A 16,772-nucleotide genomic window follows, 5' to 3' on the forward strand; every position below is an offset into this window, starting at 1 on the left:
TACCACATATTGCTATACACTGCTTGCGAGTCTGAGGCTGAGTCTATTATGACAAGGAGGAGTTCACATGTACTTTTCAAAGAAATCGATGGAACCTGTGCCCGAAGAGCAAACGAACATTTGGACCTGCAGCACGGAACAGTGCTCATGTTGGATGAGAGATAACTTTTCATTCGACGAAAGTCCGGAATGTCCGATTTGTCATTCTGCCATGGTCAAGGATTCAAAGATGCTCCCAACCTTATCGAACACAAGCAGCAGGCGATAATTAGTAATACAGCCTACGGTAGTACCCGAAGCCCTTATTGTCTCCGAAAATGGAGATAATAAGGGCTTTGCTATTCTTTGAGCTATGAGCAAAATAATGGTTGAGCTTTCGCTCAACCAAAAACATATAAATTCTTATCTTTTGAAAAAGGGCCTATTTCAATGAAATGGTGCCCAGTAGTTCCTCGTTGAGGAGAAAGGACCGTTGGGGGAGTTAATTTCCCTCCGTAGTTTAGCTTGTTAAGAGCCCGGTGGGAGTGAATTTTGGAGGTGGAGCACACCCAACGCCGCTAAAAATTCAGCGTTACTGAGACATTTGGCAGAGGGGGCATCCTCATAGGAGAGGTAAGCTGGCTGGCTACTTTGAGAACTACAGGGCGCTACTCTAACAAATTAAGCCCGTTTCCGCATTCAAGCGGAACTGCAGGGCCCTATTTGACCGCCTAACCCGATTTCTTCAAGAAAACGGACAAATAGAGGACGTCAGTTCCCCTCCACGTGAATAGGAGCCTATTTCGCTGAAATAGAGCCCTGTAGTTCCCCTCAGGGAGGAACCACTGGAGTGATCGCAGCGACTGTGACAGACAGCTATGTTGTACTTTGCGCAACCATTTGGCCGTAAAGGGGCCTCACTTCGCCTCTATATTGCACTTCATACAACGAATGTTGCATTTAAACCGCTAACAATTCACCTTTTGCAACAAATGGTTGTATGATGTGCAACGAAAGACCGCAATCGCGGTCTAATCACACCATTACGTTGTATGTAATGCAACGTAGCCCTTCAACTTTGCTGCACAGCCATATTTTTTCTTATCTACGGAAAAAAGAGACCCGCGAAGGAGTCTCCCCTATCCATTTTTATAAAATCGTACGCTGAAAATCTGCTTCATCATAGGCTTGATACTCGCTGGACGGCTTCGCCAGGACAAGGATTTTCCCCCGATCCAGCTCACCTTCCAAACGACTGGCCTCTACATCAGGCACGCCGAGAGCCTTCATCTTCGCCCTAAGCTCATCGCCGCGGGAACGGAAAAGATTCGCGATAGCCGTCAGCATGCCCTCCTCCTGCACGGTAATTTGCTCTGCACCCGTATAATTTGCTACGAAATCGGTACCTTCAGCACTGTGCGTCAGCACATAAATGTGTTCCCTCGAAAAGCCTTCCCTGTACAATTGCTGTACTTTCTCCTGCGCTTCTTGAAGATTGGTTGTCACACTCACTCTTGTGTAAGTACTCATGGTAATTCCTCCTCTTTCGATTGATTTTATAGGGTAAAGCGATTGTTACTGCGGGTTCATGTAGCTAGTTGCGGACTAGATGCCTCGGCGTCTGCCGAAAATCAGCGATACGACAAACATGATCAGGAATACGAAGAACAGTACTTTGGCAATTCCTACTGCCGCTGAAACAATTCCAAAAAATCCGAATACACCAGCTACGAGAGCAATGATTAGAAACATGACAGCCCAGCCTAACATAGGAAACACCCTCTTTTCATCAGTAATTTGTGTTGCTTGGCTATGATATCTATTAACCGCTTGTCCTTAAAATGAAACATTTTATCGGTGGAAAATCTCCCGCTCCATTCTCTCCAGCCTCTGATCCATCCGTTCGAGCAGTTCCTTCATCTCCATATTCTCTTGTTCAGCTCGATAATTAATGGCAAAATCCAGGATGGCCTCCTGCTTATCTCGATTCGCCTGACGATTCTGGCTCATGAGGATAACCGGCGCTTGAAAAGCTGATATGCACGATAGTATCAAATTCAGCAAAATGAACGGCGGCTTATCGTAGGCAAAACGCGTCAGATTGAGCAGCATCCAGCTCACCAGAAAAAGAGCGAACAGCATGATAAACGTCCAGCTTCCGCCGAATACCGCGATGCGATCGGCAATGCGGTCAGCCCAGGACGACTTTTTGGCCTGCTGCTGCGTCAAATGCGACTTGATATTCCCTTGATACTCTCTGACCATTGCGGTAATGCGGGTCAACTGCTCGATATTAAGTTTGGCATGTGTATCGCGCTCCAGCTCTTGAATCAGCTTATCGGGTATGCGCTCATTCGGAGACTGCTGCTCATCTACTGTGCTCATTGTAATCTCCTTCTTTCTGGTGATTTATAAACATTGTTAACCGCTGCCGCTGCGGGCGAAACAAGGGGGAAAAATAGAGGCCCCCAGTTCCCTTAAGATACACCTATGCAGCGTTCTCCCTGGTTTCTTCTGTTCCTTAACGATGCAGTTCCCTCCCCGCAGCTAACAACAAAAAACCACTTGAGACAACGATACCCTCATCGTCTCAAGTGGTTTTATCTCTTACGGTATATTCGTTCCTGCGGAACGTACTCCTCATAATGCACGCCTTCCGGCACGAAAAGGATGGACTCCTTTTTGCCTAATCCCAAGTACCCTCCGCCGACTAAACTGCCGTGAAACAAGCTGTGTACCTGGGTCTGCAGCTTGTGATCAAAGTAGATCAAGACATTGCGGCACAAGATCACATGGAATTCGTTAAAGGAGCCGTCCGTGGCCAAATTGTGCTGCGCAAACATCAAGTTATCCTTCATGACCGGCTGGAAGTACGCGTACTGATGATCCGTTGTGTAATATTCGGAGAAAGCTTTGGTCCCGCCGGAATCCAAATAATTTTTGGTGAAATATTGCATCTGCTTAAGCGGGAATGCCCCTTTTTGCGCGGCATCAATCGCTTTCTCATTCATATCCGTTGCGTAGATCTTCGTTCTCTCCGCCAAGCCCTCCTCCTGCATCAGGATCGCCATGGAGTACACTTCCTCCCCCGTCGCGCAGCCGGCATGCCAGATGCGAATCTCGGGGTACTTCCTGAGCTCGGGCACGACCAGATTGCGAAAAGCACGGAAAAAGCTGGGATCTCGGAACATCTCGGTAACGCGGATCGACATGTCATTGAGCAAGCGATCCACGAAGCCAGGTTCATGAAGAACCTTTTCCAATAGGGCGGTGACGTTCGGCAGCTTCTCTGCTTTCATGCGATTCAGAACACGCCTCCGTAAGGAAGAACGGACATAGTGGCGGAAATCAAACCCGTACATTTGATACAGGCCTTCTAAGAGGAGATTAATCTCAATGTTTTGTCGTTCATCCTCATAAGGCGGGTTCTCCAAGTCGACGGGCTCCTCCACAGGCTTACGATTCAATGTTTTTTCACCTGCTTCGTTAGCCATACACGCATGAGCGAAAATAGCTGATCCATATTTAGCGGCTTCGTAATATAGTCGGAAGCGCCGGCTTCCAAGCATTTCTCTTTCTCACTTTTCATCGCTTTGGCCGTAAGGGCAATGATCGGCAGCTCGTGCATATGCAGTTCTCCTCGAATCGCCTGCATGGCCTCATAACCGTCCATGACCGGCATCATGATGTCCATTAAGATGAGATCGTACTCGGCGCCTGCGCCTAACATCTCCAAGGCATCTTTCCCGTGATCCGCTACATCCACGGTGACTCCCTTCGTCTCCAGCGCAGTAACGAGCGCGAAAACGTTGCGCGCATCATCGTCCACGAGCAGCACTCTTTTACCTTGGAACAGCTGCGCATCCGAATGAATGACTTCCGCGTCCGATATCACCGTTTCGACCGATGAAACGGCAGACGGCTCAACGGCTTGGGTAGAAATAATCGTTCGCTCTTCCACGGCTGCAGCAATTTCCCCTCCATGAGAGTCATTGCCAGGCGTCTCCTGATCCTGCTCCGCTTCAATTGCGTTAGGCACGTAGAGCGTAAATGTGCTGCCTTTGTGCACCTCACTTTTCACAACAATGGAGCCCCCGAGCAGACGCGTAAACTCGCGGCAAATGGATAAACCAAGCCCTGTTCCGCCGAACTGCCGGTTGGTTGTGCCATCCACCTGACGGAACGCTTCGAAAATGACCTGCTGCTTGTCGATGGGAATCCCGATACCGGTATCTGCAATCGAGATGGCAAGCACTTTTTCTGCCGGATCTCTGTGCAGGAGTTCCTTCACACGGGCCGGGTCGGCAAGCGCTATTTTCATCATGACAGAACCTTTTTCGGTAAATTTAAACGCGTTGGAAAGCAGATTCTTCAATATTTGCTGTAGACGCTGGCCGTCCGTCTGAATGACATTCGGCACATCCGGTTCCAGGACGATGTCAAAGTCGAGCCCTTTTTTCTCCGCGACCGGAGCAAACATCAGTTTCATCAATTGCGGCAGTTCGGTCACATTGAAATCGTCCGTCATGATTTCTATTTTGCCCGCCTCGACTTTGGATAAATCCAGGATATCGTCGATCAGCGCCAGCAAATCCTTCCCTGCGGCATTCACCACACGCGAATACTCCACAATCTCTGACATTTGCAAATCGCCGTTATTTTCCGCCAGCATCTGGGACAAAATCATGATACTGTTCAGCGGTGTGCGCAGCTCATGCGACATATTGGCAAGAAAATCGGATTTGTACTGGGAGCTCGTCTCCAGCTTTAATGAATAATCTTCCAGCTCGTCTTTGGCCTTCTTTAATTCCAACGCCTTTTGCTCAGAGAAATGATTCTGCTCTTCTAAAAATTCGTTGGTCATGCGCAGCTGTTCCTGCTGCATTTGCAGCTCTTCCGACTGCGCCTGCAGCTCCTCGGATTGCGCTTGAAGCTCTTCCGTCAATATTTGAGACTCGGATAGCAAGCGCTCTACTTCCATGCGGCTGCGCACATTCGTGATGGCCGAACCAAACTTCTCCTGCAGCGAGTCAACCAAGGTCAAATGCTGAGCCTGGAACGGATGAAGAGACGCTAACTCGATGACAGCCTCTGTGTGGCCATCCACAAGAATTGGCGCTACCAGTAAGGTACGAGGGACCGAAGCACCTAAACCAGACGTCAGTTTCACATGATTTTCCGGCAGGTTATCGATAAGGAAAATACGCTGATCCACCGCACATTGGCCAACCAGACCTTCTCCCAACCGGAAAACAGCCGCAGCGGGATCTTTCCCGGACGCCGCATACCCTGCTATTTTCACATAGCGAGTTTCTTCCCCGACGTTTTCACGAAGGTAGACAACCCCATAGACGCTATCCAGCATTGGCGCCAATTTGCTGATAAAAGTTCCACCCAAACACCCAATATCATTAATTCCCTGATACAAAGTGGCGACTTCGGCGATATTCGTTTGAATCCAGTTTTGCTTCTCCAAATCTCCCAACATCTCATTGGTTGCCTCAGCCAATTCCCTTATTTCATCATGGCTCGTCAGTTCAATTCTTGACGTCAGATTTCCTTCGGAAGATGTAATATAGCGAATCATTCTGGTAACTTGCTTGATCGTACTCGTAATAGAATTAGATAAGACCAGTGCTACGATAATTGCAAAAATAGAAATGATGCCCAATAGGGTGAACAGCACAATTTTAAGGCTTTTATTACTTTGAGCAAGCTGCTCGGCTCTAGCCGTCGTCAGCTGCTTTTCTGCCGCAAGAAAAGAATCGAATTGGGTACGCAGTTGATCCATCAATTTTTTTCCTGAATTTTGCCTAAAATAATCGTCAATTGCCGCCTGTTTGTTTTCTTTCTTCAGCAGAATCACATTATCACCAGCCGTGCGGATCCAACTTTGGATCGTCGGCTTAATACGCTCCAAACTCTCCTTCTGGGCGGGGGTAGAACTGACTAACTGCAGAAGCTTATTATAATTATCGAGCCATGTTTTGTTGGCTGTATCGTAGGGATCCAAGTATTGAACGTCTCCAGTAATGATGTAGCCTCGCATGCCGGTTTCCATATCAACCATGTTTTTCTGTATGGCGTTGATAAGATCATGCGCTTCCAAATCATGACTGGAGACAAAATCCACTTCCTTCTGCAGCGCACTGACACGGCTGCTCACAATAAGAAGAGCAATTCCTAAGCATATGATAATAAATACATATCCCATGATTATTTTTGCACGTATATTCGCACGAAAAAATTTGCCCATAGCTGCCTCCTAGTACAGTTTTATAGAGAACGTTAGTTAACATTCTACTATTCTAACTATACCATAGTTACGGAGGTAGAGAGTAAAACTACGCCTATTCCTGTAGTTTTTCTAGTATTTTACCGAGCTCCGGGTCCGATTCCGGAAATGCTAGATTCATGCTCTCTAGCGCTTCTACAGCGATTTGCAGCACAGCCCAATCTCGGTACCATCGATGATTGGCTGGCACAATGTACCAAGGTGCTGATTCAGAGCTGCAGTGCTTAAATACCGCTTCATAGGCTTCCTCATACTCAGCCCATGACTCCCGCTCTACCAAATCATTTTTGTCAAATTTCCAATGCTTCGTAGGATCTGTCAGTCGATTCCGCAGTCTCGCAAGTTGGAAATCTTTCGAGATATGGAGGAAAATCTTCACGATTTTCACGCCACCGCTCTCTAACAATTTCTCAAAGCGGTTAATATGCTTGAATCTGCTCTTCACTTCCGCCCCGTCAATCCAATGATGGACTCTCGTGATGAGCACATCTTCGTAATACGAACGAATGAAGGCTCCGATCATCCCTTTGGCCGGTGCAATCTGGTGGGCGCGCCATAAGAAATCATGAGCCGCTTCCTCTTCCGTTGGCGCACGAAAGCTGTTCACTCTGAACCCCTGCGGATGCAAGCCGCCAAGGGCATGCTTAACGACGCCGTCTTTCCCGCTGCAATCCATCCCCTGTATAACAAAGAGAACGGATTGCTTCTTCTCGGCGTACAGCTTATTTTGCAGAGCTTCCAGCTGCTCTTTCAAGCGTTCCACCTCAGCTTCTACCTCTTCCCTGTCATGGACGGCTCCGGTATCGTTGGGATCGATATTGGCTAAACGAAATTTTTTTCCATATTCCAATTTAAAATGCTTGACTGGCATAGGCCGGCCTCCTCTAAGGATTGGGTGTAAGAACTGCCTTCAATTTCAGTATTGCCCGCTTCTGAATACGGGAAACACTCATCTGGGATATCCCTAGCTGATCCGCAATTTGACGCTGTGAGAGCCCTTCCTGATAAATAAGATGAATGACTTTCCTCTCTTCCTCTTTCAAGCAGGTCATCGCTTCTTCCAAGTCCATTCGTCTCTCCAGGGATTGATACTCGTCGGTTGACCCGGCAATCATATCGCCAATCGTCGCACTATCCCCTTCACTATTCAGCGGCGTATCCAGCGAAGTGTAATGATAATAGTCTCGGCCAGCCAATATTTCGATGGTCTCTTCCGCGCTAAGCTCCAAATAAGCCGCCATCTCATCGATATTTGGCGAACGTTCGAGCTTGACGGTAAGCTCATCCAGGGCTCTCTGAACGAGGGCTCCCTTCTCCTTAATTCGTCGCGGAACCTGTATGTACCATGACTTGTCACGCAAATAGTTCTTCAGGTGACCAATCAAGCTTTTCATCGCATAGGCTTCAAAAGGAGTATCCAGTGTACTATCGTATTGGGTGAACAGCCGCAGCAAAGACATCTGCCCGACCTGATACAGATCTTCATATAGATCAGGACGGCTCCGTGACATCTTGCCGACTGCCATACGAACGATAGGTTCATAGTGCAGCAGCAATGCCGTAGCCGTCTCTTGGCAAGCCGTCTCTTTATAAATTTTCATTTTCACATACATGTCATAGAGAGGCTTGTTGGATGATGCATTCACATTCATACCATTTCCTCTTTTCTATTCATCTGCCCTGTTAGCTGCTTCTTCAAAACAACCTGAGTGCCTTTGCCGCTTTCCGTCAACACCTGCACATCGTCCATCAAAGCCTGCATGAGGAATAATCCTAACCCTCCTACCGCCGCTTCACTAATGGATTTATGATGCAGCGCAACCGTATCGGATTCGGCTTGCACATAATGAAAGCTGTTCCCTTCATCCCTAACGCTAATTTGCAAAAATCCGTCCTGTTGCTCGTACTGAATCTCAATGGTTCCAGGCTGCCCCTGCTCATAAGCATGTAGAATGGCATTATTGCAAGCTTCTGCTACAGCTACCTTCATATCTTCAATATCTTCAAATGAGAAGCCCGCTTTCGAGGCTACACCGTATAAGGTAAGTCGGACAATATCCAGGTATTCCGCCTGTGCCGGGATCGTAAGGCCGATGTATGGGTTCATATGATTTCTTCTTTCCTTTCTGCTCTGCCTTGATTATGAATTTGCAGTTCTCCGTCCACCAAGTAGCGAGCAACGCCTGTGATTTCGAATAAACGTTGAATTCTCACGGGAATATGCTGAATACGGAAGGATGCGCCCATCGCAGCTCTTACTTTGAGCACCGAGACAATTAAACCGATCCCCGTGCTGTCAATATAACGCAGCTCTTTCAAGTCTAAAGTTAATTGCTGATCGCCTTGGGAAACGACAGAATCCAGGACGGCCGCAAGCTCGGAGGCTGCTGATAAATCAAGTTCCCCGCTTAAGTATATAATATTTTCTTCCCCATTCGATTGCTTATAAACCGTAAATTTGCGTATGTTCACAAAGATAGCTCCTTCCTATTTCATGCTGCCCATATGAGGCGTTTTTTTGGATTTAAACTTCTTCCACATCTCGACCGAGACGGCCGCTCCCTGCAAAATCGTTTGCCATCTGCCGCTTAATGACGGCGTATCTTTCGGCAACCGCGTTTGTTTCACCGCGTCAATGAAGCCTGTGGCTGATTGTTTCATCGAAGAGGTAAGTTCGTGGACGACTTGACCGACGTCGTTCACGGAGCTGAACAGATGATTCAACTTTGCCAGCTTCGCACGAACATCTATAGCCATCTCATTGGTATTGAGAATAACGTCCTGTACTTCGGAAGAAATCTGCGTGACTTCGTCCTTCATTTGCCCCATCGTCAGAGTGATCTGATCCAAGGACAGCTTCAGTGATTTCAAGGTTTGAATCAAATAGAAGACAAGGAATACGAAAGCTATGGCAGCAAGGACTGCGCTAAGTTCGACTAACATGATAATCACCCCTGTTCGCTTGATTAATTGCTTGATTACTTATCGTTACCCGCCTTATCAGGAAGTGAAACAGCCTTTCACGAATTTCCAGATGTTTCTATGCCATGTTTCAAAAGAGAACCTCCCGGGTAAAGACAAGATAGAAACAATGAAACAATCCTATAAATTGAATGGAGGAATTTCACATGGTGAAAACCGCATTGAAGGAAAATGCCATTACCGAAACGTTGGACAAGCAAGTAGCGAACTTCTCAATTCTATATATGAAACTGCATAACTATCACTGGTATGTAAAAGGTGAAAATTTCTTCACGCTGCATCTAAAATTCGAAGAGTTGTACACGGAGGCCGCGCTGCATCTGGACGTTATCGCTGAGCGAATGCTTTCGCTGCGCGCCGTGCCAACGGCTACCCTGCAGGAGCATCTGGAGCTTGCTTCTATTAAAGAAGCAAGCAAGGGAGCTTCCGCAGCGGAGATGGTGAAGCAATTGGCAAGCGACTTCACCCTCATCTGCTCGGAGATGACCGAGGGGATCGCGCTTGCCGAAGAAAGCAAGGATCAGCCGACGGCTGACATGCTGATCGGGATTCGTGCTTCGCTTGAGAAGCACAGCTGGATGCTGGAATCTTTCCTTGGCCGCTAAGCGGCTGGGGGCTGGCCTGGTCTTTCAGTCGGGCTCGGCCGGGGCGGATCAGACTTAGGGTTGACCAGGCTAGACTCAGCCGCGGGTTGAGTTGGGCTCGGCCGTGTTGGACTCAGCCCGCTCGGACTTGGCCGGGGCTGGCCGCAGGTTGAGCGAAGGGGAACTACAGGCCCTTATCCGAGCTAAATCACCTGCTTTCGGGTCCAAACGGAACTACAGGGCGCTATTCGCTCCAAAAAGCTCACATTCGAGCTTATTGCGATAAAATAGAGGACCGTAGTTCCCACTCCCCGATCGAAGCATCGATTTTCGTGAGAATAGAGGATCATAGTTCCCTTAACCACAAAAGGCTATCTCCATAGGTCATGCCTGACCTTAGAGATAGCCTTTTTTTATACATATTTAACGAGCGTGACTTCCGTCCCTTGCTCGGTGTTCACCGTCACCTCGTCCATCAGCGCTTGCATGAGATACATGCCAAGGCCTCCAGACTGCAGTTCGCCAAGTGTCCGGCCATCCGGAGGTTCCGACTGCGCTTGCTGACTTTGGTAATCAAAGCCAGGGCCGTCATCTTTCACTTTCACAATCAGCTTGCCTTCACCAAGCTCAAAGCTGATTTGGATTTGCCCCAGCATAGCCGACGTCTCCCCATGAAGCACCGCATTGTTGCAGGCTTCCGAAACTGCTACTTTCATATCCTCGATATCCTCATAGGAAAACCCCAGCTTAGAGGCAACCCCGTAGAGACTAAGCCTGACGAGGTCCAGGTACTCCGCTGCTGCGGGTATGTGCAGACGAACGACGTTCATGCGGTCCCTTCGATCCCTTCGTTAAGAAATCCGGAAATGCCTGTAAGGTCAAACAGCCTTTTAATACCGGATGGAATATGGCGTACGGCAAACGGCGCTTTCAACTCATCGCGTATTTTCAAAGCAGAGACCACAATACCGATCCCCGTGCTATCGATGTATGTTAACTTACCTACGTCTAGAATTAACGCTTTATCGGTTCTATGAACAACCGCTTCGAGCGCATGGCGGAACGTTAAAGCTGCTGCCAAATCGAGTTCACCGCGGATATGAAGCAGTATAGATGTTTCCAATTCTTCTTGCTCAACCTGGAACTTTTCTACGGACATGAGCCACACTCCTTCTATCTGATTTGCTCTTTCAAGTGTAACAAGTGCCTAGCCTTTACACAAGGTTTACAGCCAAAAGCCTGATCTGCCGGGCCTTTCCGGACATGCAACGAAGCCGGCCAATCCGGCCAGCCTCCACTTACAACACTCCGCTCTTCTCCGCTACGAATGGATGGGCGTACTCGCCGCAAATGACCGCTCCCTGCTCCACCATGACCTGTTTGTCCAAAATAACCCGGTCCAAATAGGCGCCTGCCTGGATCATGCAATCCTGCATGATCACGCTATTTTTGACGTGCGCTCCCGCATGAACAGCAACCCCGGGGAACAAGATGCTGTTCTCCACAAAGCCTTCTATTCGGCAGCCGGGCGCAACGAACGCATTGCGGATCAAAGCTTGCTGATGACATGCGATCGCAGTCTCGTCTTCTTTTCGCGTATACACAGACTCTTGATGCTCCATGAACTGCCTCCATCCATGTGGCTGCAGCAGCTGCATGCTATGCGCATAGTAACTGTCAACGGAATCCATAATCGCCATATAGCCATGATTGGCATAACCTTGTACATGAAGGTGGTCCAGCTGCTCCCATACCGCCTGTTTCAGATCCATGGCTTTTCCGGGCTTCAGGCTCGTCTCAATGAGATCAATCAGCAGCTTGCGCTCCAGAACCATCGTATCCAGATCAATATTTTGCGGAGAGAGACTTGGCAGCGCATGGTAGGTGGGAGCGGCGCCAACAACCCGGCCTTGATCATTTATATTTAAGCTGTAAGCATGTCCAATATGCGCATGACGGTCCATCTCCGTCAAATGTTTGAAGAGTACCGTAATGTCCGCTCCACTATTGTGATGGTAATCCATCATTTGATCATAATGAGAATGATAAATAATACGGCTGGGTGCAAGCAAAACATACTTCTCCGCTCTGGATTTCAAGTAGTCCAGAGGATAATCCAACTGAAGCTCATCGTCATGTTGGGCGGCTAGGGTGTGCAGCGCCTCTAACCCATAGTGCCGACCGTTTCCGATATGCTGAAGCAGCGACTCCGCCTTCGGAGCCGCTAGCACCACCACCTCTTGAATGCCGGCATTGCTCATATTGGAAAGCGCAAAATCCGCTAACCGGTACCGGCCGGCAAAAGGCACCGCCCCCACGCACCGGTCACGGGTAAGTGTGGATAAATCGTTTTGTTCATTGATGAGATTAATGATACCAAGAACATTTTCCATACCGCATTCCTCCTCTGGGCTTACACGAAATTCAGCCGCGTACCGGTCAATGGAGCAGGTATAGAGGCTGGATAATGACGTCCAATCACGGATTTCTCACCGACGACGGTGATGCCCGGATTCCCTGGTTTGCCTACTATAGCGCCGTCTTTGATAATCGATCCTTCCCCGATAATCGCGTTAAGAATAAGAGCGTGCTCCCCGATCTGAACGCCGGGCATAATAACGCTGTTCAGCACCCGGCTATGCTTGCCGACCGTCACACCATCGAATAGAACCGAGTGACTGACGTTCCCGTAAACAGAGACACCATCCCCGATTTCGGCGTTATTAACCCGTGCGTCAAGCGCCACTTGGCTTCTGGAGAAGTTCCTTTTGGCTGTCAGCACAGGCCATGCCTCCTGATCCATCTGCAGCCTCGGATCATAACCTAGCAAATCCATATGAGATTCCCACAGGCTTTCAATCGTGCCGACATCCTTCCAGTATCCTTCAAACGGATAAGCTGATACATGTGCACCCGCAGCCAACAGCCCGGGAATAATGTCATGGCCAAAATCATGGCTCGAAGCCGGATGATCCGCATCCTGCTCCAGACAGGACTTCAGGAACTCCCAGTTAAATATGTAGATCCCCATAGAGGCCAAATTGCTGGCAGGTCTGAACGGCTTTTCCGCAAAAGCGGTAATCCGATGCTGCTCATCTGCGCTAACAATCCCGAACCGGCTGGTTTCCTCCCATTTCACCGGCATAACCGAAATCGTGGCATCCGCGCCGGTTGCCTGATGATGTTCCAGCATCGTCCGATAATCCATGTTATAAATATGATCGCCAGAGAGGATCAGCACATAACTCGGGTTATGCTCCTGCAGATAAGCCAGGTTCTGATAAACGGCATCTGCAGTTCCCTTATATGCATTAGGTGCTCCGGCCTGCCGTTCCAGAAGCGAAATGCCGCTGCCGCCGCCTTCCACCTGCCAAACATCCCCGGTTCCAATGTGCGCATGCAAAACGGCCGGTTTATACTGCGTCAGCACGCCAATCGTACCGATTCCTGAATTGCGGCAATTGCTCAAGGCAAAGTCAATCATCCGATACTTCGCTCCAAAATGAACCGCCGGTTTCGCCATATACCTCGTTAACGGACGAAGCCGGCTGCCCTCTCCGCCAGCCAACAGCATAGCTACACATTCCTGCTTTTCCATCATCATCTCATCCTTCCTTTTGGTTTTTTTTGAAAATGACAGCCGCCAGTGGCGGTATCGTTACCTGAATACTGTAAGGTTGATTCTGACACGACCACTCTTCCGCAGTCTTTGCAGACTCATTCATCACACCCGATCCGCCGAATTCTGGGCGATCACTGTTAAATACTTCTTCGTATTGCCCAAGCTCTTTCACTCCGATACGGTAACCTTCGTGTGTTTCGGGTTTGAAATTGCAAACCATGAGGAGATCTTCATTCTCTTCGCCTTTCCGGCCAAATAACACCAGACCGTCCGCCGTATCCTCAAAATCAATCCCTTCAAACCCATCAGGCGCATAATCCCGCTCCCACAGAGCCTTCTCCGAGATATAGAAATGATTCAACGACTTCACATAATGTTGATACTGTTGATGTTCACGATCCTGCAGCACGTCCCACGTGAGTGCCGTTTCCGAGTCCCAATCCTGCTCCTGGCCGAATTCGCTGCCCATGAACAGGAGCTTTTTGCCGGGATGCCCGATTAGATAGGCGTACAGCACACGCAGATTGGCAAACCGCTGCCAACTGTCGCTTCCCGACATTTTACCCAGCAGAGACTTATCCGGATTGGCCATCTCGTCATGCGCATAAGGGAGGATGTAATTCTCATCCCAAGCCTGCTGCAGCGATCTCGTCAATTGCGGCTCCAGACCGCTGCGCTGCTCTTGATTCTTTTTCATATAGTCGAGTGTGTTCCACGTAAAGCTTAAATTCCATTTATAATTAAAACCCAGCCCTCCCTGTTCAACCGGCTTGGTTACGCCCGGGTATGAACTGGAATCCTCCGCCATCATTAAGGCGTTCGGGTATCTGGCGAATATGACGGCATTCAGCTTTTGGAGAAAAGCAATGCCCTCCAAATTTTCCTCGCCACCCTCGTTATTCTTGATGCAGTCACCTTCCGACCTGTCGAAATTCAGCGTCAACATGCTATACACCGCGTCGACACGCAAGCCGTCAATATGATAAACATCCATCCAGAACAACGCATTGGAAATTAAAAAGCTATGCACTTCGGGTTTCCCATAATCAAAAATGTAGGTCCCCCATGTCGGATGCTCGCCTTTACGGCTGTCCGCATATTCGTACAGCGGTTTGCCGTCGAATCGGGCCAATCCGTGAGCGTCTTTGCAGAAATGCGCCGGCACCCAATCCATAATGACGCCAATCCCCTTCTGATGACAGCGATCAACCAGATACATGAACTCCTGCGGCGTTCCGAAACGGCTCGTCACCGAGTAATAGCCCGTTATCTGATAGCCCCATGATTTATCCAGCGGATGCTCCATAAGCGGCATAAGCTCAATGTGCGTAAAGCCATGGGCAACGACATAATCGACCAACTCGTCGGCTAATTCCCCATAGCTGTAGAAACCGCCGTCTTCCTTGCGCTTCCAGCTGCCCAGATGCACTTCATAAACCAGAAGCGGCTGCTGTAGAAATTGGTGGGACGTCTTCCCTGCAAGCCACTCTCCATCCTGCCAATCATAACCTTCCAAGGAAGTCACGATGGAAGCGGTTCCGGGTCTAAGTTCAGAAGAAAACGCATAAGGGTCTGACTTCAAATAACAGTCATCCTCTGATGTAATGATTTCATATTTGTATAAGGTACCTTCCTGCAATTCGGGGATAAAAAGCGTCCACACGCCGTCCGACACCGTCATGCCATGATTCCGGCCATCCCAACCGTTGAAGCTGCCCGATACGTTCACTTGCTTTGCATTTGGTGCCCACACGGCAAATTGGACGCCCTTCACAGCATCTCTTTCCTCCAAGTGAGAGCCCAGAAACCGATAACTTTGGTACTGCGTACCCTCATGCAATAAATATAGAGCGTCTGAACCCGGTGACGATGTCATCGTTGTCATCCATTTTCCTCCCCGCCATTGATTAACTTCATGCCTTGTATTACCCCCGTTAACGCCTCTTGAAACAAAAAATGCACAAGCCGCCCAATTTTTGGGACGAACCTGTGCATGTATCCATTTTTTATCAATGAGTGCCAATTACGAAATGCTAATCATGACCAGGCACATATCGTCCTGTGGAGCCTCGCTTTTGTCATGCGGATAAATCCGCTCCACCAGCTCCTCTGGATCATGTGTGCTGCCAGAAGACTGCAGGCCTTGCCGTATTTTTGAGATACCGTCCTGTTCCTCATCATCCAGCCATTCCGATAGACCGTCCGTAAATAAGACAATACGCGCCTCTTGCTCATAACGGATTACGCCTTTGGTCACTTCAATATCCTCAAAAAAACCAATGGCGCAGCAGCCTTCCGTCAGCAGCTTCACCTCGCCATCCAACTCCGCAATGCCTGCCGGGTGCCCCGCATTCACATACTCAATCGTTTGTTTCTCCGTATCCAGCACCAAGTAGATCGCCGTAAAATAATAATTGATCAAACTGTCCGATTGATGCAGCTGATTCATCCTGCCATTCAGCTCGCGCATCACACCCTCCGGATCGCAAATATGCGTGATCGTATCCTTCAAAGCCGAGTAAATATACATACACACCAGGGAAGACGAAATACCGTGCCCCATCATATCCAGCAAAATAACACCATACCGATTCGGTCCGATCGGATACCACGCGTAGAAGTCCCCCGCCAATTCCGACGATGGCTTATAAACGGCAGAGATTCGGATATTTTCCTCCTCTATAGGGTTGCTAAGCACGCTGCGCTGTACCTGTTTCGCCAAATCCAGCTCGTATTTAATCCGCTTATCTCGCTCTTTGTGCCAATCCTTCTCATATTTCAAACGGAGCGTCGCACGGATTCGGGCGAGCAGCTCCACCTTATTAATCGGCTTCATCACATAATCAAGCGCCCCTGCATCCAAAGCCTCAGCGAGCTTATTCGAATCCCCCATCGCCGTCACGAAAATAATCGGGATATCCCGCAGCCTCTCATTTGCTTGAATCGTGCGGCAGGCCTCTACGCCATCGATCTCCGGCATCATCATATCCATTAAGATGAGATCTACCGGCACCTCCGCCGGACTGGGGGAATGCATATCTAATAACTGATACAGCTCTTTCGCCGAGGACACCATTTGGAGATCCGTGTATCCCGCTTTAAGCAATATTTTTTCAATAATTAGTAAATTTGTTGCGTTATCGTCCACAATGACAATGCTCATCGCCATAACCCCTTTCGGGTAAAAGTTAACTGGAACCCTCATCTAGTTTACCATAGTTCAAAAACAAAGAGCTTCTCTATGTACTACCCGCCTGCGAAAATTTCAATCATTGTCAACGGACAACTATGCACAAAAAAATGCCCTACC

At 48.7% G+C, this 16,772-nt stretch carries 18 protein-coding genes; 2 read left to right on the forward strand and 16 right to left on the reverse strand.

Annotated elements, in window-relative coordinates:
* Nucleotides 1-67 precede the first annotated feature (67 nt).
* Nucleotides 68-268: a cold-shock protein gene (locus GON05_RS26920; RefSeq protein ID WP_127457760.1), complete on the forward strand. Its 201-nt coding sequence runs from the start codon at nt 68-70 to the stop codon at nt 266-268.
* A gap of 860 nt (nt 269-1,128) precedes the next feature.
* Here the strand turns inward: GON05_RS26920 and GON05_RS26925 are convergent.
* The 10 genes from GON05_RS26925 to GON05_RS26970 form a co-directional block, all read right to left on the reverse strand.
* Nucleotides 1,129-1,509 carry a YflT domain-containing protein gene (locus GON05_RS26925; RefSeq protein ID WP_127458159.1) on the reverse strand — a complete coding sequence of 127 codons (381 nt, stop codon included), beginning with the start codon at nt 1,507-1,509 and terminating at the stop codon, nt 1,129-1,131.
* 75 nt (nt 1,510-1,584) lie between these two features.
* Nucleotides 1,585-1,749 carry a DUF1328 domain-containing protein gene (locus tag GON05_RS26930; protein ID WP_127458160.1) on the reverse strand — a complete coding sequence of 55 codons (165 nt, stop codon included), beginning with the start codon at nt 1,747-1,749 and terminating at the stop codon, nt 1,585-1,587.
* An 81-nt stretch (nt 1,750-1,830) separates the two neighbouring features.
* Nucleotides 1,831-2,364 carry a DUF1003 domain-containing protein gene (locus GON05_RS26935; protein WP_157323535.1) on the reverse strand — a complete coding sequence of 178 codons (534 nt, stop codon included), beginning with the start codon at nt 2,362-2,364 and terminating at the stop codon, nt 1,831-1,833.
* A gap of 215 nt (nt 2,365-2,579) precedes the next feature.
* A complete protein-coding gene (locus GON05_RS26940) occupies nt 2,580-3,473 on the reverse strand; it encodes a CheR family methyltransferase (RefSeq protein ID WP_127458191.1) in 894 nt (297 codons plus the stop codon).
* The gene (locus GON05_RS26945) at nt 3,443-6,235 is read right to left on the reverse strand and encodes a CHASE3 domain-containing protein (RefSeq protein ID WP_157323537.1); all 2,793 of its coding nucleotides are present in this window, start codon (nt 6,233-6,235) and stop codon (nt 3,443-3,445) included. The genes GON05_RS26940 and GON05_RS26945 overlap by 31 nt, the downstream gene beginning before the upstream one ends.
* A 94-nt stretch (nt 6,236-6,329) precedes the next feature.
* Entirely contained in the window at nt 6,330-7,145 is an 816-nt protein-coding gene (locus GON05_RS26950) for a PPK2 family polyphosphate kinase (protein WP_157323539.1), read from the reverse strand.
* A gap of 13 nt (nt 7,146-7,158) precedes the next feature.
* Nucleotides 7,159-7,926, reverse strand: a complete 768-nt coding sequence (locus GON05_RS26955; protein ID WP_157323541.1) for a sigma-70 family RNA polymerase sigma factor — start codon at nt 7,924-7,926, stop codon at nt 7,159-7,161.
* The gene (gene rsbW, locus GON05_RS26960) at nt 7,923-8,381 is read right to left on the reverse strand and encodes an anti-sigma B factor RsbW (RefSeq protein WP_157323543.1); all 459 of its coding nucleotides are present in this window, start codon (nt 8,379-8,381) and stop codon (nt 7,923-7,925) included. The genes GON05_RS26955 and rsbW (GON05_RS26960) overlap by 4 nt, the downstream gene beginning before the upstream one ends.
* On the reverse strand, nt 8,378-8,746 hold the full coding sequence (locus GON05_RS26965; protein ID WP_181646599.1) for an STAS domain-containing protein: 369 nt from the start codon (nt 8,744-8,746) through the stop codon (nt 8,378-8,380). The genes rsbW (GON05_RS26960) and GON05_RS26965 overlap by 4 nt, the downstream gene beginning before the upstream one ends.
* A 15-nt stretch (nt 8,747-8,761) precedes the next feature.
* Entirely contained in the window at nt 8,762-9,217 is a 456-nt protein-coding gene (locus tag GON05_RS26970) for a DUF948 domain-containing protein (protein ID WP_157323545.1), read from the reverse strand.
* A 185-nt stretch (nt 9,218-9,402) separates the two neighbouring features.
* Here GON05_RS26970 and GON05_RS26975 point away from each other — a divergent pair, with 185 nt between their 5' ends.
* Nucleotides 9,403-9,861 (forward strand): Dps family protein, encoded by a 459-nt coding sequence (locus GON05_RS26975; protein WP_157323547.1) that lies wholly within the window; start codon nt 9,403-9,405, stop codon nt 9,859-9,861.
* 392 nt (nt 9,862-10,253) lie between these two features.
* Here GON05_RS26975 and rsbW (GON05_RS26980) read toward each other — a convergent pair whose 3' ends face one another.
* The 6 genes from rsbW (GON05_RS26980) to GON05_RS27005 all read right to left on the reverse strand — a co-directional run bounded on the left by rsbW (GON05_RS26980) (nt 10,254) and on the right by GON05_RS27005 (nt 16,625).
* Complete coding sequence (gene rsbW / locus GON05_RS26980; protein ID WP_157323549.1) at nt 10,254-10,670, reverse strand: anti-sigma B factor RsbW; 417 nt, start codon at nt 10,668-10,670, stop codon at nt 10,254-10,256.
* Nucleotides 10,667-10,999, reverse strand: coding sequence for an STAS domain-containing protein (locus tag GON05_RS26985; protein ID WP_157323550.1), 333 nt, complete (start codon nt 10,997-10,999; stop codon nt 10,667-10,669). The genes rsbW (GON05_RS26980) and GON05_RS26985 overlap by 4 nt, the downstream gene beginning before the upstream one ends.
* Before the next feature lie 139 nt (nt 11,000-11,138).
* A complete protein-coding gene (gene glgD, locus GON05_RS26990) occupies nt 11,139-12,233 on the reverse strand; it encodes a glucose-1-phosphate adenylyltransferase subunit GlgD (RefSeq protein ID WP_157323553.1) in 1,095 nt (364 codons plus the stop codon).
* Between the two features lie 20 nt (nt 12,234-12,253).
* Complete coding sequence (locus tag GON05_RS26995) at nt 12,254-13,444, reverse strand: glucose-1-phosphate adenylyltransferase (protein WP_276509713.1); 1,191 nt, start codon at nt 13,442-13,444, stop codon at nt 12,254-12,256.
* Between the two features lies 1 nt (nt 13,445).
* Nucleotides 13,446-15,347 carry a 1,4-alpha-glucan branching protein GlgB gene (glgB, locus tag GON05_RS27000; protein ID WP_157323555.1) on the reverse strand — a complete coding sequence of 634 codons (1,902 nt, stop codon included), beginning with the start codon at nt 15,345-15,347 and terminating at the stop codon, nt 13,446-13,448.
* A 138-nt stretch (nt 15,348-15,485) separates the two neighbouring features.
* Nucleotides 15,486-16,625, reverse strand: coding sequence for a SpoIIE family protein phosphatase (locus GON05_RS27005; RefSeq protein WP_157323557.1), 1,140 nt, complete (start codon nt 16,623-16,625; stop codon nt 15,486-15,488).
* Between the last annotated feature and the right edge of the window lie 147 nt (nt 16,626-16,772).

Source organism: Paenibacillus anseongensis (assembly GCF_009757995.1).
Taxonomy (GTDB): domain Bacteria; phylum Bacillota; class Bacilli; order Paenibacillales; family NBRC-103111; genus Paenibacillus_E; species Paenibacillus_E chondroitinus.